The organism is Escherichia sp. E10V10 (assembly GCF_004211985.1).
In the GTDB taxonomy this organism is placed as follows: domain Bacteria; phylum Pseudomonadota; class Gammaproteobacteria; order Enterobacterales; family Enterobacteriaceae; genus Escherichia.
In genome coordinates, this window is record NZ_RHJO01000001.1 from 880,686 (window position 1) to 902,680 (window position 21,995).

The 21,995-nt window shown below is 50.9% G+C and carries 17 protein-coding genes, 2 tRNA genes and 1 pseudogene; 9 read left to right on the forward strand and 11 right to left on the reverse strand.

Annotated elements, in window-relative coordinates:
- Nucleotides 1–22 precede the first annotated feature (22 nt).
- Genes D9736_RS04290 through ydhT form a run of 3 tightly spaced genes read left to right on the forward strand, consistent with a single transcriptional unit; the run spans nt 23 to nt 2,289 of the window.
- Nucleotides 23–691 (forward strand): 4Fe-4S dicluster domain-containing protein, encoded by a 669-nt coding sequence (locus tag D9736_RS04290; RefSeq protein ID WP_130257785.1) that lies wholly within the window; start codon nt 23–25, stop codon nt 689–691.
- Nucleotides 688–1,473: a thiosulfate reductase cytochrome B subunit gene (gene phsC / locus D9736_RS04295; protein ID WP_130257786.1), complete on the forward strand. Its 786-nt coding sequence runs from the start codon at nt 688–690 to the stop codon at nt 1,471–1,473. The genes D9736_RS04290 and phsC overlap by 4 nt, the downstream gene beginning before the upstream one ends.
- A gap of 3 nt (nt 1,474–1,476) precedes the next feature.
- Entirely contained in the window at nt 1,477–2,289 is an 813-nt protein-coding gene (gene ydhT / locus D9736_RS04300; RefSeq protein WP_130257787.1) for a protein YdhT, read from the forward strand.
- Nucleotides 2,290–2,299: 10 nt separating this feature from the next.
- Here the strand turns inward: ydhT and D9736_RS04305 are convergent, their stop codons facing one another.
- The 4 genes from D9736_RS04305 to D9736_RS04320 form a co-directional block, all read right to left on the reverse strand.
- A complete protein-coding gene (locus D9736_RS04305; RefSeq protein ID WP_130257788.1) occupies nt 2,300–3,904 on the reverse strand; it encodes an FAD-NAD(P)-binding protein in 1,605 nt (534 codons plus the stop codon).
- 125 nt (nt 3,905–4,029) lie between these two features.
- Nucleotides 4,030–4,335 carry a monooxygenase gene (locus D9736_RS04310; RefSeq protein ID WP_130218959.1) on the reverse strand — a complete coding sequence of 102 codons (306 nt, stop codon included), beginning with the start codon at nt 4,333–4,335 and terminating at the stop codon, nt 4,030–4,032.
- 113 nt (nt 4,336–4,448) lie between these two features.
- A tRNA-Val gene (locus tag D9736_RS04315) sits at nt 4,449–4,525 on the reverse strand.
- A gap of 4 nt (nt 4,526–4,529) precedes the next feature.
- Nucleotides 4,530–4,606, reverse strand: a tRNA-Val gene (locus tag D9736_RS04320).
- Between the two features lie 308 nt (nt 4,607–4,914).
- Here D9736_RS04320 and D9736_RS04325 point away from each other — a divergent pair.
- Nucleotides 4,915–6,171 (forward strand): AIDA repeat-containing protein, encoded by a 1,257-nt coding sequence (locus D9736_RS04325; RefSeq protein WP_130257789.1) that lies wholly within the window; start codon nt 4,915–4,917, stop codon nt 6,169–6,171.
- 38 nt (nt 6,172–6,209) lie between these two features.
- Here D9736_RS04325 and mdtK read toward each other — a convergent pair whose 3' ends face one another.
- Nucleotides 6,210–7,583 carry a multidrug efflux MATE transporter MdtK gene (gene mdtK, locus D9736_RS04330; protein ID WP_130218963.1) on the reverse strand — a complete coding sequence of 458 codons (1,374 nt, stop codon included), beginning with the start codon at nt 7,581–7,583 and terminating at the stop codon, nt 6,210–6,212.
- Nucleotides 7,584–7,798: 215 nt separating this feature from the next.
- Here mdtK and D9736_RS04335 point away from each other — a divergent pair, with 215 nt between their 5' ends.
- On the forward strand, nt 7,799–8,416 hold the full coding sequence (locus tag D9736_RS04335) for a riboflavin synthase (protein WP_064530047.1): 618 nt from the start codon (nt 7,799–7,801) through the stop codon (nt 8,414–8,416).
- Between the two features lie 51 nt (nt 8,417–8,467).
- Here the strand turns inward: D9736_RS04335 and cfa are convergent, their stop codons facing one another.
- Entirely contained in the window at nt 8,468–9,616 is a 1,149-nt protein-coding gene (cfa, locus tag D9736_RS04340) for a cyclopropane fatty acyl phospholipid synthase (protein WP_130257790.1), read from the reverse strand.
- 288 nt (nt 9,617–9,904) lie between these two features.
- Complete coding sequence (gene punC, locus D9736_RS04345) at nt 9,905–11,116, reverse strand: purine nucleoside transporter PunC (protein ID WP_130257791.1); 1,212 nt, start codon at nt 11,114–11,116, stop codon at nt 9,905–9,907.
- 112 nt (nt 11,117–11,228) lie between these two features.
- Between punC and punR the strand changes: the two genes are divergently transcribed.
- Nucleotides 11,229–12,161 carry a DNA-binding transcriptional activator PunR gene (gene punR / locus D9736_RS04350; RefSeq protein ID WP_130218967.1) on the forward strand — a complete coding sequence of 311 codons (933 nt, stop codon included), beginning with the start codon at nt 11,229–11,231 and terminating at the stop codon, nt 12,159–12,161.
- Here punR and purR read toward each other — a convergent pair.
- Nucleotides 12,158–13,183 carry an HTH-type transcriptional repressor PurR gene (purR, locus tag D9736_RS04355; RefSeq protein ID WP_000190978.1) on the reverse strand — a complete coding sequence of 342 codons (1,026 nt, stop codon included), beginning with the start codon at nt 13,181–13,183 and terminating at the stop codon, nt 12,158–12,160. The two genes, punR and purR, sit on opposite strands and share 4 nt — an antisense overlap.
- Before the next feature lie 298 nt (nt 13,184–13,481).
- On the opposite strand from purR, the gene cydH reads away from it, so the two are divergent.
- Nucleotides 13,482–13,571 (forward strand): cytochrome bd-I accessory subunit CydH, encoded by a 90-nt coding sequence (gene cydH, locus D9736_RS04360; protein WP_000102278.1) that lies wholly within the window; start codon nt 13,482–13,484, stop codon nt 13,569–13,571.
- A gap of 165 nt (nt 13,572–13,736) precedes the next feature.
- A complete protein-coding gene (locus tag D9736_RS04365; protein ID WP_130257792.1) occupies nt 13,737–14,906 on the forward strand; it encodes an MFS transporter in 1,170 nt (389 codons plus the stop codon).
- Nucleotides 14,907–15,061: 155 nt separating this feature from the next.
- Here the strand turns inward: D9736_RS04365 and sodB are convergent, their stop codons facing one another.
- Both sodB and mepH read right to left on the reverse strand, forming a co-directional pair.
- Nucleotides 15,062–15,643 (reverse strand): superoxide dismutase [Fe], encoded by a 582-nt coding sequence (gene sodB / locus D9736_RS04370; protein WP_130257793.1) that lies wholly within the window; start codon nt 15,641–15,643, stop codon nt 15,062–15,064.
- A 127-nt stretch (nt 15,644–15,770) separates the two neighbouring features.
- On the reverse strand, nt 15,771–16,601 hold the full coding sequence (mepH, locus tag D9736_RS04375) for a peptidoglycan DD-endopeptidase MepH (RefSeq protein WP_130208194.1): 831 nt from the start codon (nt 16,599–16,601) through the stop codon (nt 15,771–15,773).
- A gap of 334 nt (nt 16,602–16,935) precedes the next feature.
- Between mepH and grxD the strand changes: the two genes are divergently transcribed.
- Nucleotides 16,936–17,283, forward strand: a complete 348-nt coding sequence (grxD, locus tag D9736_RS04380; RefSeq protein ID WP_000108172.1) for a monothiol glutaredoxin 4 — start codon at nt 16,936–16,938, stop codon at nt 17,281–17,283.
- A 48-nt stretch (nt 17,284–17,331) separates the two neighbouring features.
- On the opposite strand, the pseudogene D9736_RS04385 reads toward grxD, so the two are convergent.
- A pseudogene (locus tag D9736_RS04385) lies at nt 17,332–21,935 on the reverse strand (ATP-dependent helicase).
- Between the last annotated feature and the right edge of the window lie 60 nt (nt 21,936–21,995).

Sequence of the window (21,995 nt, forward strand, 5' to 3'; positions counted from 1 at the left end):
CACAGCATTAGAGGATAATAAGATGTCCTTCACTCGACGCAAATTTGTTCTGGGGATGGGAACGGTAATCTTTTTTACCGGTTCAGCACCTTCTTTGTTAGCGAACACCAGACAAGGAAAGGAAGTTCGATATGCCATGATTCACGATGAATCACGGTGCAATGGCTGTAATATTTGCGCCAGAGCATGCCGTAAAACTAACCATGTACCGGCAGAGGGAAGTCGTTTGTCTATCGCGCATATCCCGGTCACCGATAACAATAACGAAACGCTGTATCACTTTTTTCGCCAGTCATGCCAGCACTGTGAAGATGCTCCTTGCATCGACGTTTGCCCCACAGGGGCATCGTGGCGTGATGAACAGGGGATCGTGCGGGTAGAAAAATCACAATGCATTGGCTGTAGCTACTGCATCGGCGCATGCCCGTATCAGGTTCGTTACCTTAATCCACTGACCAAAGTGGCGGATAAATGTGATTTCTGTGCTGAGTCACGGCTGGCAAAAGGTTTTCCGCCCATCTGCGTTAGCGCCTGTCCGGAACATGCGTTGATCTTTGGTCGCGAAGATAGCCCAGAAATTCAGGCATGGTTACAGGAAAATAAATACTATCAATATCAGCTGCCTGGTGCCGGGAAACCGCATCTGTATCGCCGGTTCGGTCAACATTTGATTAAAAAGGAAAATGTATGAACCCGTCGCAAAATGCTGAACAATTTCATAACCAGTTGGCGAACTATGTACCGCAGTTTTCTCCCGAATTTTGGCCTGTGTGGCTGGTCATTGCCGGGCTGTTGCTGGTCGGGATGTGGTTAGTGTTGGGGCTTCACGCCTTGCTTCGCGCTCGTGGTATAAAGAAATCCACCACTGGTCATGGCGAGAAGGTTTATCTCTACAGCAAGGCGGTGAGATTATGGCACTGGTCGAATGCGTTACTCTTTGTTTTGTTGCTGGCTAGTGGGCTAATCAATCACTTTGCGCTGGTGGGCGTTGCTGCAGTCAAAAGTCTGGTTGCCGTACATGAAGTTTGTGGATTCCTGCTACTGGCATGCTGGCTTGGCTTTATTCTCATTAATGCCGTTGGGGGTAATGGTCATCACTACATTATCCGTCGTCAGGGCTGGCTGGGGCGAGCGGCTAAACAAACGCGGTTTTATCTGCTTGGAATTATGCAAGGGGAAGATCATCCATTTCCTGCAACAACACAGTCTAAATTCAATCCATTGCAGCAGGCAGCTTATGTTGGTGTGATGTATGGATTGCTGCCGCTGTTATTGTTGACGGGGCTGCTATGCCTTTACCCGCAAACCGTGGGGGACGTGTTCCCTGGTGTAAGATACTGGTTATTGCAGGCGCATTTTGCTCTGGCAGCTATAAGCCTCTTTTTTATCTTCGGCCATCTCTATCTTTGCACCACGGGGCGTACTCCGCACGAAACCTTTAAATGTATGGTCGATGGCTATCACCGGCATTAACGAATGATCATTACACGAACTGACCTGCGAGAGTGGCGTGTAGGAGCGGTTATGTACCGCTGGTTTCTGCGCCGTTTTCCGCAAGGTGGAATTTATGCCGATATTCACCACGCCCGGATTGGCGAAGGATTTACTGACTGGGCGGAAAGTCTGGTTGAGTACGCCTGGAAAAAATGGCTGGCAGACGAAAATTTCGCCCGTCAGGAAGTTTCCTCAATGCAAAAACTGGCCAGGGACCCCGTAGAGATACCCTTTTGCAGTCAGTTCGCCCGGGCCGACGATCACGCACGCGTCGGCTGTTGTAAGGATAACGCCAGAATCGCCACCGTGGGGTATGCTGCGCAAATTGCCAGCATGGGTTATAGCGTGCGGATTGGCAGTGTCGGTTTTAACAGCCATATCGGTAGCTCTGGTGAACGTGCTCGTGTTGCTGTAACCGGTAATTCTTCGCGGATAAGCAGCGCCGGAGACAGCAGTCGTATTGCGAATACCGGAATGCGAGTACGCGTTTGTACATTGGGTGAACGGTGTCATGTCGCCAGTAATGGCGATCTGGTGCAAATCGCCAGCTTTGGCGCAAACGCCAGGATCGCCAACAGCGGCGATAACGTTCATATCATCGCCAGCGGTGAAAATTCAACGGTAGTGAGTACGGGCGTGGTGGATTCAATTATTCTCGGGCCAGGAGGCAGCGCCGCGCTGGCGTATCATGACGGCGAAAGAGTGCGCTTTGCCGTAGCCGTTGAAGGTGAAAATAATATTCGCGCCGGAGTTCGCTATCGTCTGAATGAGCAACATCAATTTGTGGAATGCTGACTCTTTTACCTTAATCAAACGACAGACGTCGGCGTGCGCGGGATGCTGGCTTCACGACGGCCCGCGCCATAGCCTCACCAATTTCAGCACAAGCCGTAAGCCCCTGAACGAAAGGCCGATCGTGCATTAGCCAGGGCAACGCGCCGAACGCCACGCGACCACGAACTTCTTCCGGTTGCTGTAGCGTATAATCTTCACCGACATCAGGGATTTCATCGCCTGTCTTCTGTAGCTGTGCACGTAGTCCAGGGAAAGGAATGTCTTGCACTTTGAGCGGGCGTTGCCCACGAGCATCAATAAAAACGTCAAACGAGTAGCTGTTGTCCGCTGTTTTCAGCATTGTGTGCGTTTTGTCGATTTCCATATCGTAGTCCTCACCGAGAGCGAGAATATGGATAATTCCCGCCTCGCGCAAAGCCAGTAAGCGCTTTATAGATTCAGAAGGAATAGCCGCATAATTGTCGATAAATACTCTGGCAAGGCCTTTACTGAACCGTTTATGGTCGTGCTCATTCAGATGCGGAACAATTTCCTGTACGGCTTCATGCAGGCGAAGAATGACATAACGCCAGGGAACGGCATGTTTTTCACGTTTATTTCGCTCGACTTCTGCCAGGTTTTTTTCTGCCCAGGCAAATGGATCATGCTGTTTACGGTCGGCAAACCAGGCTTGCGCGAAGGTATCGACATTCAGGCTCTCTATCGCAATATGTCGGCTCCAGTCAGGATCAGCCGAAGTAATCTCTCGCACTATAAGTTTAAATACCCGTTCCAGAAGGCCCTGTGCACCTTTTTCAATTTCCGCGTTCAGGGCCTGTTCAGTGACAATGCATAGAGGTTCGTAGGGAATTGGGCAATAGAAATCGGCTTCTGGCAAAATACCTGTGCGTGACATCAATGTAATACTGAGTTTTTCACTGTCGCTATCGCGCTGAAACAGAATGCGTTGATTATCTTTTTCAATAAAGGAACCATGCTGGATAGCAACCGCCATTGCGGCATCCAGTCCGCTTAAGGATGTTCCCATAATGCCCACGCGACAGGCTTCAATTTTCGCTTCCATTAACCCTGACCACGGGCTGGGGAAATATGTTCGGCTTGCCTGTTCTTCGTCAGGCCAGACGTGACCGGTGGCTATTACGGCTAAATCAAACGTCTCAACTGGCAAATCCCGATCTGTGAAGATAAGCACGCCAGAGCCTGTGACTTGCAGATCAGTCACCTGACAAGATTCATAAACGTTGATTTCAAATTGTTGCAGCCGTGCTTGCTCTACCAACCGTAAAAAGCGATCACGGAAATATTCTCCTAACAAAATCCTCGGCAAAAACTGGCGTTCGTGCAAGCTTTCCTTTTTAACGCCATAACGTTGCAGATGGCTGGCCTCTTGCTCTTGCAACCATTCCAGATAAGTACAATAAATCGGCGGTATTTCAATGCTGGCAATATTTGCCAGCATCATTTTAGAGTTTTCTTCATCATTGTACGGCATACCGACACCAGCCTCGTCGGCTTGCTCGAAGAGAGAAATGGAGAGTGGCGTATGTTGCTGCAAAAGAGAGAGGAAAGTGTAGATCCCTGTTGGTCCGGCACCCACAATGGCAATTTTTTTCATTGTTACTTACCTGTATGCATTTTTTTGAATTTGGTGTTATCAGATAAGTGTGGTGGAAATATTAGGAAAAGGAGAAATTTCAGACGGGGACGAAAAGGGCGCGTATCGCCCTTCATTAATCTCTGTCAGGCGAGTTTTGCCTGATTGATTTGACTCAGTGGCTCATTGACATCGAAAACTTTGGCAATAACTTCTGCGACACCAAGATTTTTCAGGCGGGCAGTATGTTTGTCCAGATAAGCCAGGGCGCTTTTTTCATCGGTAAAAAGGTAGATCCCACCGGCTTCATGGTTCTTTTCACTTTCTGTCCACACCTTCCACAGAAAACCGGGTTCCTGATTAATCGACTCGGCAAGCGGTTTAAGTTGCTCAGCCATTTCGTCGCCAAACGGGCCATTAAAAGCAAAATGAAGTTGTAATAAAGTTGCCATAGCTATTCTCCTTCTGATAACGCATAAGAGGATAGTGTAAATCTTTTAACGTATTGGATACAGAGAAGAAACAGGAGAAACAAAAGGGAAGAGAAGACCAGATTAAGAAAATCTGGTGCGTCCGAGTGGACTCGAACCACCGACCCCCACCATGTCAAGGTGGTGCTCTAACCAACTGAGCTACGGACGCAGGATGGTGCGTTCAATTGGACTCGAACCAACGACCCCCACCATGTCAAGGTGGTGCTCTAACCAACTGAGCTATGAACGCAACGTTGTAGGTGACAACGGGGACGAATATTAGCGGCAGAGCGTGAAGGTGGCAAGAGGCAAATCGTAATTTTCTGCGGTATTTCTATCGTTTGCAGAGCTTTTAAGCAAATTGGCGATATTTTGTTGATTTGCAAGGGCGATTTTTGGCCAGAGATCATATTCAGATCTGATACAGCCGATTATCCTTCGACTCACAATGTAAAACAGAGACTTTGCCACCATATCAATTCTATCGTGGATAAATCCTTCGTAGCCTTTACACTTAGGTAGCGATAAAGGCACACAGATGCAGCAAAGGAATAAGTCATGGGATCTGATGCAAAAAACTTGATTAGCGACGGGAAAGTGCAAATTGTTCATGCTGGAGACGTTATCGGCGCGACTCAACTTACTGATGGCGAGTTGATTGTTGAGGCAGGCGGAAGAGCAGAAAATACCGTGGTCACAGACGCTGGCTGGCTGAAAGTTGAAACTGGTGGAATCGCCAAATGTACACAGTACAGCAACAATGGCACGTTATCAGTCGGTGACGGCGCAATAGCCACTGACATTGTTCAGTCAGACGGTGGAGCGATTAGCCTCTCAACGCTCGCGACTGTTAATGGCCGCCATCCCGAAGGTGAATTTAGCGTTGATCAGGGCTATGCCTGCGGTTTATTGCTGGAGAATGGCGGTAACCTGCGGGTACTGGAGGGCCATCGCGCGGAAAAAATCATTCTGGATCAGGATGGTGGTTTGTTGGTCAACGGAACAGCATCAGCAGTTATTGTAGATGAAGGTGGTGAACTGTTGGTTTACCCTGGTGGAGAAGCCATCAATGGTGAGATAAACCACGGCGGCGTTTTTATGCTGGCAGGTAAAGCCAGTGATACGCTGATTGCGGGTGGCACCATGAATAATCTCGGCGGTGAAGACATTCATACCATCGTTGAGAATGGCGCCGTTTATCGCCTGGGGACAGACGGTCTGCAACTCTACAGTTCTGGTAAGACTAAAAACCTGACAGTTAAAACCGGTGGGCGGGCTGAAGTGCATGCCGGTACGCTGGAAAACGCAGTGGTACAAAGTGGGACAGTGATTGTGATGTCTCCCACCAGTGCGGACGAAAAATTTGTCGTAGAAGAAGACTGCGCACCGGTTGAACTTACGGGGAGCGTTGCCTTACAGGCCGGCGCTTCTATGATTGTTGGCTATGGCGCTGATCTGAAACAATCAACGATTACAGTCCAGCAGGAAGGCGTTTTGATCCTCGATGGCAGTACGGTTAAAGGTGACAATGTCACTTTCTATGTTGGCAACCTGAATCTCGATGGTGGAAAGGTGTGGCTGATAACCTCAACAGCAACGTCTGTGCAGTTGAAGGTGAAACGTCTGCGAGGAGAAGGAACGATTTCCCTGCAAACCAGTGCGAAAGAAATTTCTCCAGAATTCATCAGTGTGAAAGGGGAAGTCAGCGGTGATATTCACGTTGAGATAACGGATGCCAGTCGGCAGCCTATTTGCAGCACACTTAAATTGCAGCCGGACGAAGATGGCATTGGCGCAACGCTCCAGTCAGCCTAAAATTAAGGCGCAATCTTTGCGGATTGCGCCTCTTTTTTTTATCGAGATGCACGTTGCAAAATGATAGCCGATGGTAGACGTTGCAAGAAACGCATACGTAGCATCATCATAATGGCAGCAGAAGTCAGACCGATAATAAAGCCTATCCAGAAACCTGCCGGCCCCATCGGCTCAACCACCAGATTGGTCAATGCCAGGATATAACCACTTGGTAAACCCAACACCCAATACGCGATAAAGGTAATATAAAAAATAGATCGCGTATCTTTATAACCACGCAAAATCCCGCTACCGATTACCTGTATCGAGTCAGAAATCTGATACACCGCCGCCAGCAACATCAGGTGTGCAGCCAGTGTCACAACTTCTGGATTATCGTTATACAGAAGAGCGATCTGCTCCCGCAGTGAGATTGTAAAAATTGCCGTCATCGTGGCCATACAGACGCCAACCATAAGCCCGGTTCGTGCGGCAGTTTGCGCATCCAGCGTGGAACCCTGACCCAGACGATAACCCACACGGATAGTCACAGCCGCTGCCAGCGACATCGGAAGAACGAACATCAGCGAACTAAAGTTCAGGGCAATCTGGTGGCCTGCCACATCGACAATACCGAGCGGAGAAACCAACAGCGCAACCACCGCAAACAGTGTAACTTCAAAGAACAGTGCCAGCGCGATAGGTAACCCCAGTTGCACAAGTCTTTTCATTACTGCCGGGTCTGGTTTAGCGGTGCCTTTTTCGTTGCGGATATCGCGCATAGAACGGGCATGTTTAATATAAGAAACCATAGCAAAGAACATTACCCAGTACACCGCCGCAGTCGCCACACCACAGCCGACGCCTCCGAGTTCAGGCATGCCGAAGTGACCATAAATAAAGATATAGTTAACCGGAATGTTCACCAGCAGGCCAATAAAGCCCATTACCATGCCCGGCTTGGTTTTTGCCAAACCTTCACACTGGTTACGAGCGACCTGGAAGAACAGATAGCCCGGAGCCCCCCACAATAGTGCACGCAGATAACCCACTGCTTTATCGGCGAGGGCCGGATCGATATTTTGCATGGAGCGGATGATATAACCCGCATTCCACAGCACCAGCATAATAAGCACGGAGACGAAACCGGCCAGCCAGAAACCTTGTCGCACCTGATGCGCAATACGTTCACGGCGACCGGAACCATTCAATTGCGCGATGACTGGCGTCATTGCCAGCAGCAGTCCGTGACCGAAAAGAATCGCCGGGAGCCAGATAGAAGTACCAATGGCGACTGCCGCCATGTCGGTGGCGCTATAGCCGCCCGCCATGACGGTATCGACAAAACCCATCGCTGTTTGGGCGATTTGCGCGAGAATCACCGGGATTGCTAATGCTAATAACAGACGCGCTTCACTAATGTATTTCTGCACGTGAACACCTTTTATATTGTTGTTATATGAGAGACTAAAAAACCGCCTGAATGGGCAGCAAAAAGAAGAAGCAGGGGAAATTCAGTCTATTGTAGCGAGGATTTATTAATTCTCCAGTGAAAAAATAACCACTCAACCCCCTTTACTGGTAAGGACGTTTCCCACCTGCTATTGTGCTGAACAGAATGTCCTAACTGATTTCAGGAGTTGTAAGTATGTTTACGGGGATAGTGCAGGGCACCGCGAAGTTGGTGTCGATTGACGAGAAAGCAAATTTTCGAACCCATGTAGTGGAATTACCTGATTACATGTTAGATGGTCTGGAGACAGGTGCTTCAGTCGCGCATAACGGTTGCTGCCTGACCGTAACGGAAATTAACGGCAACCGTATCAGTTTTGATCTGATGAAAGAAACGTTACGAATAACAAACCTTGGCGATTTAAACGTTGGGGATTGGGTAAACGTAGAACGCGCGGCGAAATTCAGCGATGAAATCGGCGGACATTTAATGTCAGGTCATATTATGACCACCGCAGAAGTATCGAAAATAATAACATCAGAAAATAACCACCAGATCTGGTTCAAAGTACAGGATGAGCAGTTAATGAAATATATCCTGTATAAAGGGTTTATTGGTATTGATGGTATCAGCCTGACGGTTGGTGAAGTGACAGCGACCCGCTTTTGTGTGCATTTAATTCCGGAAACGCTGGAACGTACCACTCTCGGTAAGAAAAAACTCGGTGCACGCGTCAATATCGAAATCGATCCGCAAACTCAGGCCGTGGTAGATACAGTTGAACGTGTGTTGGCGGCACGGGAAAAGAAATAAAGCTGCGTTTGAAATGACATCGCCCCCAAAATGGGGGCGATGAAATAACACTTAACGCGCCACGCGAAGGCCGCTTTCGACCCCACGTGAGAACACCACTTGCCAGAGCTGGATATCGCGGGCGCGGAAGGCACCAGCGCAAGCATTCAGATAATACGTAAACATCCGTTTAAAGCGTTCACTGTAGTTATCGGCAATTTCCGGCCAGGCGGCGAGGAATCGCTCATACCAGGCCATCAACGTCGTGTCATAGTCAGCGCCAAAGTTATGCCAGTCTTCCATCACAAAGTGTCGTTCGCTGGATTGCGCAATCTGGCGTACAGAAGGCAGGCAACCATTCGGGAAAATATATTTGTTAATCCACGGGTCAACATTCAGATCGGTTTTTTTCGAGCCGATAGTATGTAGCAGGAAAATCCCTTCTGGCTTCAGATTACGATCCACCACCTCAAAATAGGTATCGTAATTTTTCGGTCCGACGTGCTCGAACATACCAACCGAAACAATACGGTCAAACTGGTCGTTCAGGTCACGGTAATCCTGTAGCAAAATGGTGACATCCAGACCAGCGCAGCGTTCCTGGGCCATTTTCTGTTGTTCGGCAGAAATCGTGACACCAACCACACTTACGTCATAATTAGACGCCATGTAATGCGCCAGCCCGCCCCAACCGCAGCCGATATCCAGAACCCGCATGCCCGGTTTTAACTGCAATTTTTCACAAATCATTTTGAGCTTCGCTTGTTGGGCAGATTCCAGATTATAGGCATCTTTCCAGTAAGCGCAGGAATACTGCATGAAGGGATCCAGCATACGGCTGAACAGGTCATTACCAAGGTCGTAATGCTCTTTACCTACTATCCAGGCACGCTTTTTACTTTGCAGATTGAAGAGCCGTGCTCCAGCAATGCGTAGTGTGTCTTTGAAATGATGGGGGAGTTGGTTTTCAAGCCCAGCGCGTAAGACTTTGCTAAAAAACATATCCAGTCGGTCACATTCCCACCAGCCATCCATATAACTTTCGCCTAACCCCAATGATCCTTCCTGTAGAACGCGTTTAAAAAAATCGGGGTTTTTAACTCGAATATCTGCCGGGGCAGAGCCATTAATGGCGATGCCTGCACGGCTAAGTAATTCGTTGGCGATACGGTACCAGTTGTCATCCGGTACGCTGACTTCTTCTATACACGATGAACTCATAGTTTCTCCATCACTGGTCGGTGATCAGAACCTTAAAACAGCGTAGACGCTTTTTGGGCTTTGTGAGAAATCTCGCAGGAAAACCGCGAGTCTATAATCCGACGTAGAACAGAGGAAAGGAGGAACCCTTGCCGAAATGACCATCCATAGTGACCCGGGAACGCTCCTGTCCCCGTAAAAACATAATATTTATCGTAATATTAACAACTGGAACTCAGTATAGGCTGCTAATCTCAATCATACAACAAAATTTTGTTAGCAGCCTAAGTATAACGATATCGCTATAGATCAATGTGATTCACTATGTGCGGCTTCCGTCTCGCCATGATTCTGGCAGTGAGATTCAGGTTGATGTTGCATCTTATAGCCGATGGCAACCAGCACCACGGTCGATAACATCACGCTGGTGGTGGTGAACAGCGGCGTGCTGACGCTGATGAGCCAGGATACCCCCAGGCTTGCGAGGAAGCACAGACCCAATTGCAGGGTATTCTGCAATGCAGCAGCGCGGCCAGTCGCATGCGGGAAGGGGCGTAGCGCCTGGGCGACCACAATCGGGTAGATTGCCCCGTTGGCAATGGCCATCACACAGAATGGGATCAGAATTTCGGCCAGCGACACATGGCTAATGAAGCCCGCAGCCCAGGTTGCTACCACGCTGACGGCAAACAGCGCCAGCAGCCACGGTAACAACTGCTTACCCTGCCATTTCTGCAATGCGGCGCGACAGCCGTAACCACCAATAAGAAACGCGATGGTTTGCGGAACATAACTTAATCCGATTACTGCCGGACTGTAGCCCATTTCGCTGAGGATAAACGGTGAACCGGTTAGCCAGGCAAAGAAACTGGCTGAACAGGCCGCATAAATCAGCACATTCCCGCGATAGGTTTTTGAACGCAGCAGATCGGTAAAGGTCAGTTCATCCTGACTATCATTGCGTGCTTTCGTGGTGGGTTTAAGCCAGAAAATGGGCAGAATCAGCACTACGGCAATGGCAAACAGAGTGGCGAAAATCGCCTGCCAGGAAAAATGGACCAGCAGCCAGCTACCTAACAGCGGAGCAAGCGCCGGAGAAAGCCCCACTAAAGGCATAATGGTCGCAAAAATACGGTTAACTTTTTGTGAAGGATAGTAATCCGTCACCAATGCCTGCCAGATAACGGCCGCGGCACAGACACCAACAGCTTGCACAAAACGCAATACCAGCAGTGTGGCAGCGTTTTCCACCCATAACATCCCCAGACTACCCAGCGCAAAAATTGTCAGGCCGATCAATAACACAGGTTTACGACCATAACGATCGGAGAGCGGCCCCCACAGGAGCTGGGCAGCGGCAAAACCGGCAAGGAACAGACTAAGGCTGGCACTGACAGCAGACGCAGGCGTTTGCAGGTCGGCCTGAATGGCGGCGAAAGCGGGCAGATACATATCGGTTGCCAGAAAACCGAGTACGCTCAAACCCGCCAGCCAGACTAAAAATCTTTTCCCAGGTTGCATGTATATTCTCTAAATTCCTCAATTAAACACCGTCGCAAAGTGTAGGGAGTGAAATTCCTGTTGTGAAACGGTAATATTTGATGACTGGTTTCAAAAATTTTGCAGGCAAACTATGTGGTCTGAGTATTCTCTCGAAGTGGTTGATGCAGTGGCGCGAAATGGCAGCTTCAGCGCTGCAGCCCAGGAGTTGCATCGCGTTCCTTCTGCGGTCAGCTATACCGTGCGTCAGCTGGAAGAGTGGCTGGCGGTGCCGCTTTTTGAACGGCGTCATCGTGATGTGGAACTGACCGCTGCCGGGGCGTGGTTTCTCAAAGAAGGGCGCTCTGTTGTCAAAAAAATGCAGATCACTCGCCAACAATGTCAGCAGATAGCGAACGGCTGGCGCGGTCAATTAGCTATCGCGGTAGATAATATTGTCAGGCCAGAACGCACGCGGCAGATGATTGTTGATTTCTATCGCCATTTTGATGACGTCGAACTTCTGGTTTTTCAGGAAGTGTTCAACGGCGTCTGGGATGCGCTTTCCGATGGGCGCGTGGAACTGGCGATTGGCGCGACACGAGCGATTCCGGTCGGTGGCCGTTACGCCTTCCGTGATATGGGGATGTTGAGCTGGAGTTGTGTTGTTGCCCGCCACCATCCGCTTGCGTCGATGAATGGGCCGCTCAGCGATGACACGTTGCGCAACTGGCCGTCGCTGGTGCGCGAAGACACGTCGCGGACGTTACCCAAACGAATTACCTGGCTGCTGGATAACCAAAAAAGGCTTGTCGTACCTGACTGGGAATCATCGGCAACCTGTATCTCGGCCGGTTTATGCATTGGCATGGTGCCGACGCATTTCGCCAAACCGTGGCTTAATGAGGGAAAATGGGTGGCGTTAGAACTGGAAAATCCATTCCCTGATTCGGCATGTTGTCTGACCTGGCAGCAGAATGATATGTCGCCAGCGTTAACCTGGTTGCTGGAGTATCTTGGCGATAGTGAGACGCTGAATAAGGAGTGGCTGCGGGAGCCGGAAGAGACTCCCGCAACGGATGATTAACGACGATAGTCGCGGAACGGACCGTCAGCCACGGAGCGGCGTTCAATAAGCCGCGGATGAACTTCGATAGACTGCGGTTCTTCGCGTTTGTTGACGATACGGTCCAACAGCATGTTGAACGCCGTTTCGCCCAGCGAATCTTTTGGCTGATGGATGGTGGTCAGCGCCGGGGTAAAGTAGCGGGCGTTGCGCACATTATCATAACCGATCAGCGAAACATCCTGCGGTACGCGCAGACCCATTTCATCAGCAGCGCAAAGTGCACCCATTGCCATGATATCGCCGCCACAGAAGACCGCAGTAGGGCGGTGTGGCTGCGACAGGATTTGTTGCATGGCGCGATAACCCGATTCAGGTTCAAAGTCACCCTGCACAATCCAGTTTTCCGGCACCTTGATCATCGCTTCTTCCATCGCCTTCATAAACCCTGCCAGACGACCCGCGCCGGTATTACGTTCCAGAGGACCAGGGATAACGCCGATTTCGCGATGACCGCGTTCAATCAGATAGCGTCCGGCCATGTAGCCGCCTTCAAACGCGTTATCGATGACCGCATCGGTAAAGTCGGCTTTTGCTTCGCCCCAGTCCATTACCACCATCGGGATATGGCGATACTCTTCCAGCATCGCCAGCAACGGTTCTGGATACTCAGAACACATGACCAGCAGGCCATCGACGCGTTTTTGCGCCATCATCGACAGATAGGCTCTCTGTTTCTCCAGATTGTTCCACGCGTTGCCGAGGATCAGCGTGTAACCTTTCTGGAAGCAATTTTTTTCAACCGCTTCGATGATCTCCGCGAAATAGGCTGCTTCGCTGCTGGTCGCCAGCAAGCCGATAGACTTGGTATGGTTAACCTTCAGGCTACGCGCTACCGCGCTAGGGGAGTAGTGTAATTCTTTTATCGCTGCCCACACGGCGTTGCGCGTTTCTTCAGCGACGAAACGCGTTTTGTTTATAACGTGTGACACAGTTGTAGTGGAAACGTTTGCTCGCTTCGCTACATCTTTTATTGTTGCCATTCCATTTCACTCCAGACCCTAACTTCAGCTCCTGCAAAATCGCAAGGTAAACGTTTGCCTTTACACACCTTACGCGCAACAAAAGTGTTGCGGTACGCCGGAAAAACGACACAGAGCGTCAGGAAGGGGTCAATGGCCAGTACGCAAATAGTGTAAGCGTGGAATTTTGGCCGATCTTGATGAAAAGGGGAAGTGGTAAAAACACTTATCATTATAAATGGCGGGAGATTTTTTCTTCACAGTGTGTAAAAATGCGTAATATCACTTTTTGTAGGGTAATAAAAAAGGAGAAAACTTGATGAGTACCGACCTTAAATTTTCACTGGTAACAACCATTATTGTCCTCGGTTTGATCGTGGCCGTAGGTTTGACTGCCGCGCTGCACTGATTTCCCTTCGAGGGAGCGCATCCTCCCTCGCACTCTCTTCCCTTTTGTTAGCAAAATGGCAAAAGTGTTTTCTCTTTTTGTTATTTTCAATTTTTTGTGATTGCTGTCATGCTTTGGCCACTTTGATGAATATCGTGTAATGACGCGAAGAGGTGGAGATTAGGCATGAAAATTAACTATCCGTTGTTGGCGCTGGCCGTTGGCGCGTTTGGTATCGGGACAACGGAGTTCTCGCCAATGGGCCTGTTACCCGTCATTGCGCGCGGTGTGGATGTCTCGATTCCTGCTGCGGGCATGTTAATCAGCGCCTATGCGGTTGGCGTGATGGCTGGCGCGCCGCTGATGACATTACTGCTGTCTCATCGCGCCAGGCGCAGTGCGCTTATTTTCCTGATGGCCATTTTCACTCTTGGCAACGTGCTTTCCGCCATCGCGCCGGATTATATGACGTTGATGCTTTCACGCATTCTGACCAGTCTGAATCACGGGGCATTCTTTGGTTTGGGTTCAGTCGTGGCCGCAAGCGTTGTGCCTAAACACAAACAGGCCAGCGCCGTCGCCACTATGTTTATGGGCTTAACTCTGGCAAATATTGGCGGTGTTCCTGCGGCGACCTGGCTTGGCGAAACTATTGGCTGGCGGATGTCGTTTCTGGCAACGGCGGGGCTGGGCGTGATTTCAATGGTTAGCCTGTTCTTCTCGTTACCGAAAGGCGGCGCAGGAGCGCGACCGGATGTGAAAAAAGAGCTGGCGGTATTGATGCGTCCGCAGGTGTTATCAGCCTTGCTGACGACGGTACTGGGGGCTGGCGCAATGTTTACCCTCTACACCTATATTTCACCAGTACTGCAAAGTATCACTCATGCAACGCCGGTGTTCGTAACAGCCATGCTGGTGCTGATTGGCGTCGGGTTTTCTATCGGTAACTATTTAGGCGGTAAACTGGCAGATCGTTCGGTCAACGGCACGTTGAAAGGCTTTTTGCTGCTGCTGATGGTGATTATGCTGGCGATCCCGTTCCTGGCGCGTAATGAGTTTGGTGCGGCTATCAGCATGGTGGTGTGGGGCGCAGCAACCTTTGCAGTGGTACCACCATTACAGATGCGTGTGATGCGAGTTGCCAGCGAAGCGCCGGGGCTGTCTTCCTCAGTGAATATCGGTGCGTTTAACCTGGGTAATGCTCTGGGTGCCGCGGCAGGTGGCGCAGTGATTTCGGGTGGTCTGGGGTACAGTTTTGTGCCGGTGATGGGGGCGATTGTCGCAGGACTGGCATTGTTGCTGGTGTTTATGTCAGCCAGAAAACAACCTGAAGCAGTTTGCGTTGCCAACAGCTAATAAAACAAAACGCAGAAGGGGATACCTTCTGCGTTACAGTTTGCAGGCAAATTACGTTTTATCTTGCCGCAAGCGCCTTAACCGACCTACATTGATGATCCGCGTAGGCCAGATAAGCGTAGCGCATCAGGCAATGTTGCATTTGCCATCAGTTATTATGCAGCGAGATTTTTCGCTACGAATTCCCAGTTAACCAGCGCCCAGAAATGCTCCAGGTAACCAGGGCGCGCATTGCGATAGTCGATGTAGTAAGCGTGTTCCCAGACATCAACGGTCAGCAGCGGGATCGCATCGGTGGTCAGCGGAGTACCAGCATTAGAGGTAGAAACGATAGCCAGTTTGCCATCGCTGTTTTTCACCAGCCAGGTCCAGCCAGAACCAAAGTTTTTGATCGCAGCGTCAGTAAACTGTGCTTTGAAATCGGCAAAGCTACCGAAAGATGCGGCGATAGCTTCAGCGACTTTGCCAGTCGGTTCGCCACCAGCGTTCGGTGCCAGGCAGTTCCAGTAGAAAGTGTGGTTCCAGACCTGAGCTGCGTTGTTGAATACGCCACCTTCAGAGCTGCGAATAATCTCTTCCAGTGATTTACCTTCAAACTCGGTGCCTTTAATCAGGTTGTTCAGGTTAGTGACATAAGTCTGATGATGTTTGCCGTAGTGATACTCGATAGTTTCCGCAGAAATGTGCGGGACCAGAGCGTCTTTAGCATATGGTAGTGCAGGTAATTCAAATGACATTGCTACTCTCCTTTATTATTCATTGGTATACGCACAATAGCCTTATTGTGAGTGCGGATAGGGTAGCAAATTAAAAGGTGATACAAAAGATGAACTTACCCTGTTGTTGTAACAACAGGGTAAAGTTTTAGCGAAGTGTTTTTGGGGTCATTACCCGACGAGCGCCAACATAGTGACGTTGCCAGTAATCTTCACTTAACGACGTGATTTGAATTTCCTGGCCACTGCGCGGTGACTGAATAAATTTACCATTGCCAACGTACACGCCTACGTGATCGGCAGTCCCACGCCCTTGCGTGCGGAAAAAGACCAGGTCGCCGTTTTTCAGTTCACTGCGATCGATAGGTGCCGCATCGCGCAGGTGATACATTTCGTTTGCCGTGCGCGGAATACGAATCTTAACCAGGTCTTTATAAGCGTAATAAACCAGTCCACTGCAATCAAAACCGGTACGCGGTGAACTCCCGCCCCAACGATATGGCTTGCCAATTTGCTGCATCAGTTTATTCATCGCCACTTTAGTGGCTTTCTGAACTTTGGCTTTGTGCGCGTCGGCAATAGTGCCAGGGGCGGCATTTTTGACTTTCACGCAATGTGACTTATTGCCCTTACGTTTGGTGCACTTTTCCGTAAAGCTGGCAGACGCCGTTTTAGTGACAACATTTTTACTGCGAGTTTTCGCGTTTTTAGAAGCGGTAATAGAGGATTTTTTAACGGAAGAAGCGGTTTTGCTTTTGGTCGTACTTTTACTGGCGACTTTTTTGGCGGTTTTCTGACTGGCTTTATTATTGGTCTTTTTGGTGGTTGCCGTGCTTTTCTTTTTATCTGCTTTTTTGGTGATATGAGTGGTAGCAGAACTCTCCCTGGCTTGCTTGGAAGCATAGGCCATAGGCATTAAAGGCAGGGTGGTAAAAAGTAAAGCACAGAGCGTGATCGAAATACGGTTTATCCGCGCCACTGAGCGTCCCTCTGTTAAGGCAGGTCTATCATGCCTGCGTCTGATTTACAAAACTTGATGATTCTAATGCATAGAAGAAGGGAAAGTTAATAGCTTTTATTGTTAAAAAATACGTTTCGTTGGCGAGCGCAAAAAAAAGCAGCAGTAAAAGCTAAAAATGGTCACAAATACGCCAGCTTGCAGCGTGGCAGAGAAGAAACGAATATTTGAAATGCAACAAATAGAGCAAAGGGATAAAATAGCAAAAGCGTGATGAAAATGTTATTTTCCGATGCCGCACTGACCCGCTACAATGTCAGATTACTGCCGTAAAGAAGTTTGAGGAAGCAAGACAATGAGCACCACTATCGAAAAAATCCAACGCCAGATTGCTGAAAACCCGATCCTGCTGTACATGAAAGGTTCACCGAAACTGCCGAGCTGCGGTTTTTCTGCTCAGGCAGTCCAGGCGCTTGCCGCTTGTGGCGAACGTTTTGCCTACGTTGATATCCTGCAAAATCCGGACATTCGTGCGGAACTGCCGAAATATGCGAACTGGCCGACTTTCCCGCAACTGTGGGTTGACGGCGAGCTGGTAGGCGGTTGTGATATCGTGATTGAAATGTATCAGCGTGGCGAACTGCAGCAGCTGATCAAAGAAACTGCTGCTAAATACAAGTCTGAAGAGCCGGATGCTGAATAATCCGTTTCGCAATACTGACGGATGCTAACAGGCATCCGTCAGTGCGTTTTATCCCCAATCCAGCCCTTGTGGCGAACTTGAAAATCCCGCTTCACGCAGTAGCGTAAACATCGGCGTTTGCCGTACCGGTTGGTCATTAACTTCTGTCAACGTAAACCGTAGCCGTGGTTCTCGCCGCAACGCGGTGGTTAGCGCCAGGAAAACCTCCGGTGGTAATAATTCATCTTTTTCCTGCCAGACCAGCATTTTTTTGCCACCTTGCGCCAGATAAATCAATAATTTGCCGCCAGAAATGACCACCAGCGCACCTGCCCGACGAGTCGGAACCAGCGTCGCCGGATGTGCAGGCCAGGGTAGCAGATTCCCCCACAAATTGGCCGGATCGTTGGCACTAAGGGCCACGGGCATATATTGTCGCGTCTGCGTGGCATGGGGCGCCAGGTCGCGCAGACGGTCAATGGTCTGGCGATCAGCAAATTGTGCACCACCCAAACCTTCAACAAATCGACCCCGCATAATTCGCCCGGAGTCTTCCATACTTCGACAAAGCGTTTGCATCGACGGAAATCCGCCAGGGATATTTTCGGCTATCACCGCCTGACGACTGATGATTCCGTAGCGGTCGAGCATATTTTCCGCCAGCGCCAGCATCCTTTCGGTATCGTTTAGTGGCTCCACCTGCAATAACGACCAGCGTCCAGCCAGCTTTGGTGTGTTGTAAGATACCAACGGCATAGCTGGCGGTGCATAAACCGGACGTCCACGACGAGTCCGGCTACTACGGCGAGTTGAAGGGCGTGCGCTGGTACTACTGCGGGTAAGGGCGCGCAACGGTGCCCAAATGTCACAGGTGATGACGCCTTGCCAGACCAGTTCCCAAAGCGCCTCTTGCAGGGCTGAAGGATCTACTGGCTCGCCGATTTTCTCGCCTGTTCGTTGGCTGATTTGTTGCGCAAACCAGGCGCCCCCGTCAGTCAGAACCGCGATAATTGCTTGCTGAAGCGCTGAACGTTTCGCGTGATCATTTTCTGCAGGAATATACGATTCGGCGGCATATTCCTGTAAATGCAGTGCCACCAGACCGTCATCCTCGCCGAGCTTTTTTTGCCCCGACCAGATAACCGTACCTGTTGCCAGCAGTTCATCGAGCATTTCTGGCGAGTAATCGCGTACGCGGGCGGGCAGGATCTGGCTTTCCCACAGCGAGGCGGGTAAACCGACACCAGCAAGCTGTTCAATAACCCGCATGACGCCATCCACGCCTTCATAAACGCCTGGCGATGTTGAGGCAAAGAGCGCCGGGCTACCATCGGTGGCGGGGAGCACGCCCTGACGTTCCAGCAGCAATCGTGCATAGGCAATGGCTGGTACCGGACGCGTAGCTTCTCTGGCAGCCTGCAGGGAACGTAAACGCAAGCGACGAAAAACTTCATCGCTCACCCAGATGTCTTGTTGCAAATTCATCACCAGCCCCTGTTCGCGCAAATGATGAAGTTGCTCTTCGACAATGGCAATACCGAGGCTAAACTCATGAGCCAGTTGTTCAGCCGTGACCAGAGCATGAGCCCGGAGATAGCGCAGAAAGAGATCGCGAAGCGGGTAATTGACACGGTGCAAGTAAATATCAGGCAGCGAGTCCGGCAGTTGCACTCCGAGAGCATCGCGTAATTTAGCAGCGTCGTCCATACAGGCCAGACGCTCCTGTCCGCTAATCATCGCCGGGAAGATTCGTTTTACTGCAAGAAGATTTTCCAGATACGACGCAACCTCTTCACTGCTGCCTGTATGCCGTTGCGCCAGGTCTTCAACGGTCATTGGCCCCAGTTCGCGCAGTAGGTCGAAAAGACCTTCTTCACCTTTCGCTCTTCTGCCGGGGGCCAGCCGCTGTAACTCTTCTTCCACCTGACGAATGATCTGCGGGTCGAGTAATTCCCCCGGATCAACCTGACCGAGTAGATTGCGCAGTAACTCGCTGTCCAGCGACAGTACGGATGCCCGGCGTTCTGCCAGCGGGGCGTCGCTCTGATACATAAATTCCGCCACATAACCGAACAATAAACTGGCGGCAAAAGGTGAGGGCGTCGCGGTGGTGACATCGGAAATTTGAATTTCGCCACTGTTAAGGCGACGCATCAAACGTTCCAGCGCGGGAAGATCATAAACATCTTGCAGACATTCGCGTAGGGTTTCGAGAATGACAGGAAAATCCGGATATCCCTGGGCGATTTCCAGTAACTGGCTGGCACGCAGCCGTTGTTGCCAGAGCGGGGTGCGATGCCCCGGTGTTCGGCCAGGCATTAATAATGCCCGCGCGGCGCATTCGCGAAAACGGGCGGCGAAAAGTGCCGAGTTGCCCACCGCCTCGCGGACAATTTGCAGCAACTTTTCTGGTTCAAACAAAAAAACCGCGGCGTCAGGCAATTTACCATCGGCGTCAGGAATACGGGCGACAATACCGTCATCGCTGGCGACTACCGAGGCATCAGCGCCCCATAGCGCATGCAGTCGCCCGGCAATCGCCAGCGCCCACGGTTCATGCACTCGTCTTCCATAGGGAGAGTGTAAAATAATGCGCCAGTCGCCAATCTCATCACGGCAGCGTTCGAGAACCAGGTGGCGGCTTCCAGGAACAACGCCCGTAGCGCTACGTTGTTCGTCAATCAGTCCCTGAATATTGGCGAGTGTATTTTCTTCTGCCAGCCACGGCGGGATATTTCCGGAAAAGAACGCGCCATCCGCCAGCAGATGGAGAAAATCGCCGATCATTTCCCCCAATTCAGCGGGGCGTCCATTACCTTCGCCACGCCAGAAGGGAAGTCGGGCAGAGCGACCTGGTGCAGGTGTCACAATGACCTGATCGCGGGTGATTTGTTGGATCCGCCATGAGGTAGCGCCGAGAGTGATGATGTCATTCACTCGCGATTCATACACCATCTCTTCATCCAGTTCGCCCACCCGCCGCGAGCCTGTCTGCTCTTCACCTTCGGGTAATAACACACTGTACATGCCACGATCCGGAATGGTGCCACCGCTGGTAACAGCCAATAGCTGAGCGCCCGGTCGGGCGGTCAATATCCCCGTCTCCCTGTTCCAGACCAGTTTTGGTCGAAAAGCAGAAAAATCGCCTGAGGGATAGCGCCCGGAAAGCATATCCAGCGTGGCGTCAAAAACGCGTCTTGGCAGATCTTTCCACGGTGCAGCACGGCGTACGCGGGAGTACCATTCGTCTACCTGTAATTCATCCATCGCCGCGGCGGCAACGGTTTGCTGCGCAAGAACGTCGAGTGGATTATGCGGTGGCGTCAGGTTTTCCAGCCTGCCTGCAAACATACACTCGACAATGACGGCGGAATCGACTAAATCACGCCGGGTACGGGGGAAAAATAGCCCTTTAGATACACCGCCAACCTGATGTCCGGCGCGACCAATGCGCTGTAGCCCGCTGGCGACAGAAAGCGGCGTCGCCACCTGAATCAGCCCATATCAATCCCCAGTTCGAGACTGGAAGTCGCGACCACACAGCGCAATTCGCCTGATTTCAGGGCTTGTTCGGTTATCGCCCGTTGTTCTTTAGAGACGGAACCGTGGTGCGAGCGGGCAATGAAAACGTCGCTACTTTGTACGCGGTTTGAGGTTGCGCCGGAGGTCGACTCGAAATGAGTGGCGTCTATGGCGATGGCCGGGGAGCGCTGCAATCGTGCGGCGTAAAGCTCATTCAGCCGTGCCGTCAGTTTTTCCGCCAGGCCGCGTGAATTTGTAAAGACGATGGTCGAGCGATGGCGCAACACTTCATCAAGAATGCCGGTTTCAATATACGGCCAGATTGAGCCTTCTCTGCCCGCATGGCTGTCTTCGCCAGTGCCGCTGGCGACCGATGAGACATCATCCATATTGGCGACTGGGACGACAATCCGTATCTGCGGATGGCGCATTGCGGGCGGGTTGACTACCGTAACCGGGCGATCGCCACCAAGAAATGCTGCCACATCGCTGGCTGAGCGTACAGTCGCGGAAAGGCCAATTCGCTGTGCTGAGGTGTGGAGCAGCGCATCGAGCCGCTCCAGACTTAACGCCAGATGCGCACCACGTTTACTGCCCGCTACCGCGTGGACTTCATCAATAATTACCGTTTCGACGCCGCGCAGCGTCTCGCGTGCGCGGGAGGTCAGCATCAGATAGAGTGATTCGGGTGTGGTGATCAGAATATCCGGCGGATTACGGGTGAGTTTGCTGCGTTCCTGTGCGGGCGTATCGCCAGTACGGATCCCCACGCGAAGATTGACTTCCGTTTCGCCGCGCCGCCGCCGTTCCTCTGCAATGCCTTGTAACGGGATCTGCAAATTGCGCTGAACGTCGGTGCCTAAGGCTTTAATTGGTGAAATGTAGAGGATGCGTGAGGTTTTGCGTTTATGCGCCTCGCTGGCATGCTCGCCACCTTCGCGGATGAGCTGATCCAGTGCGTAGAGAAATGCTGCCAGCGTTTTCCCGGAGCCTGTCGGTGCAATCACCAGTGCATGTTCGCCTCGCGCCGCTACATGCCAGGTTTGCGACTGGACAGAGGTCGGCTGTTTAAAGGCACGACGAAACCAGTCGCGGGTCGCCGGTGAAAACACGTCCGGCAGGGGCGATGAAGGGGTTGGATTATCTGCCATTAACGCTATTCCCCGTGAATATCATGCATGATGCGTGGAATAGCCTCACTATAGATGCCT

Excerpts from the sequence above, each read along its gene's own strand:
- D9736_RS04290 (WP_130257785.1), top strand. The coding sequence starts at position 23 with ATGTCCTTCACTCGACGCAAATTTGTTCTGGGGATGGGAACGGTAATC.
- phsC (WP_130257786.1), top strand. The coding sequence starts at position 688 with ATGAACCCGTCGCAAAATGCTGAACAATTTCATAACCAGTTGGCGAAC.
- ydhT (WP_130257787.1), top strand. The coding sequence starts at position 1,477 with ATGATCATTACACGAACTGACCTGCGAGAGTGGCGTGTAGGAGCGGTT.
- D9736_RS04305 (WP_130257788.1), bottom strand. The coding sequence starts at position 3,904 with ATGAAAAAAATTGCCATTGTGGGTGCCGGACCAACAGGGATCTACACT.
- D9736_RS04310 (WP_130218959.1), bottom strand. The coding sequence starts at position 4,335 with ATGGCAACTTTATTACAACTTCATTTTGCTTTTAATGGCCCGTTTGGC.
- D9736_RS04325 (WP_130257789.1), top strand. The coding sequence starts at position 4,915 with ATGGGATCTGATGCAAAAAACTTGATTAGCGACGGGAAAGTGCAAATT.
- D9736_RS04335 (WP_064530047.1), top strand. The coding sequence starts at position 7,799 with ATGTTTACGGGGATAGTGCAGGGCACCGCGAAGTTGGTGTCGATTGAC.
- cfa (WP_130257790.1), bottom strand. The coding sequence starts at position 9,616 with ATGAGTTCATCGTGTATAGAAGAAGTCAGCGTACCGGATGACAACTGG.
- punC (WP_130257791.1), bottom strand. The coding sequence starts at position 11,116 with ATGCAACCTGGGAAAAGATTTTTAGTCTGGCTGGCGGGTTTGAGCGTA.
- punR (WP_130218967.1), top strand. The coding sequence starts at position 11,229 with ATGTGGTCTGAGTATTCTCTCGAAGTGGTTGATGCAGTGGCGCGAAAT.
- purR (WP_000190978.1), bottom strand. The coding sequence starts at position 13,183 with ATGGCAACAATAAAAGATGTAGCGAAGCGAGCAAACGTTTCCACTACA.
- cydH (WP_000102278.1), top strand. The coding sequence starts at position 13,482 with ATGAGTACCGACCTTAAATTTTCACTGGTAACAACCATTATTGTCCTC.
- D9736_RS04365 (WP_130257792.1), top strand. The coding sequence starts at position 13,737 with ATGAAAATTAACTATCCGTTGTTGGCGCTGGCCGTTGGCGCGTTTGGT.
- sodB (WP_130257793.1), bottom strand. The coding sequence starts at position 15,643 with ATGTCATTTGAATTACCTGCACTACCATATGCTAAAGACGCTCTGGTC.
- grxD (WP_000108172.1), top strand. The coding sequence starts at position 16,936 with ATGAGCACCACTATCGAAAAAATCCAACGCCAGATTGCTGAAAACCCG.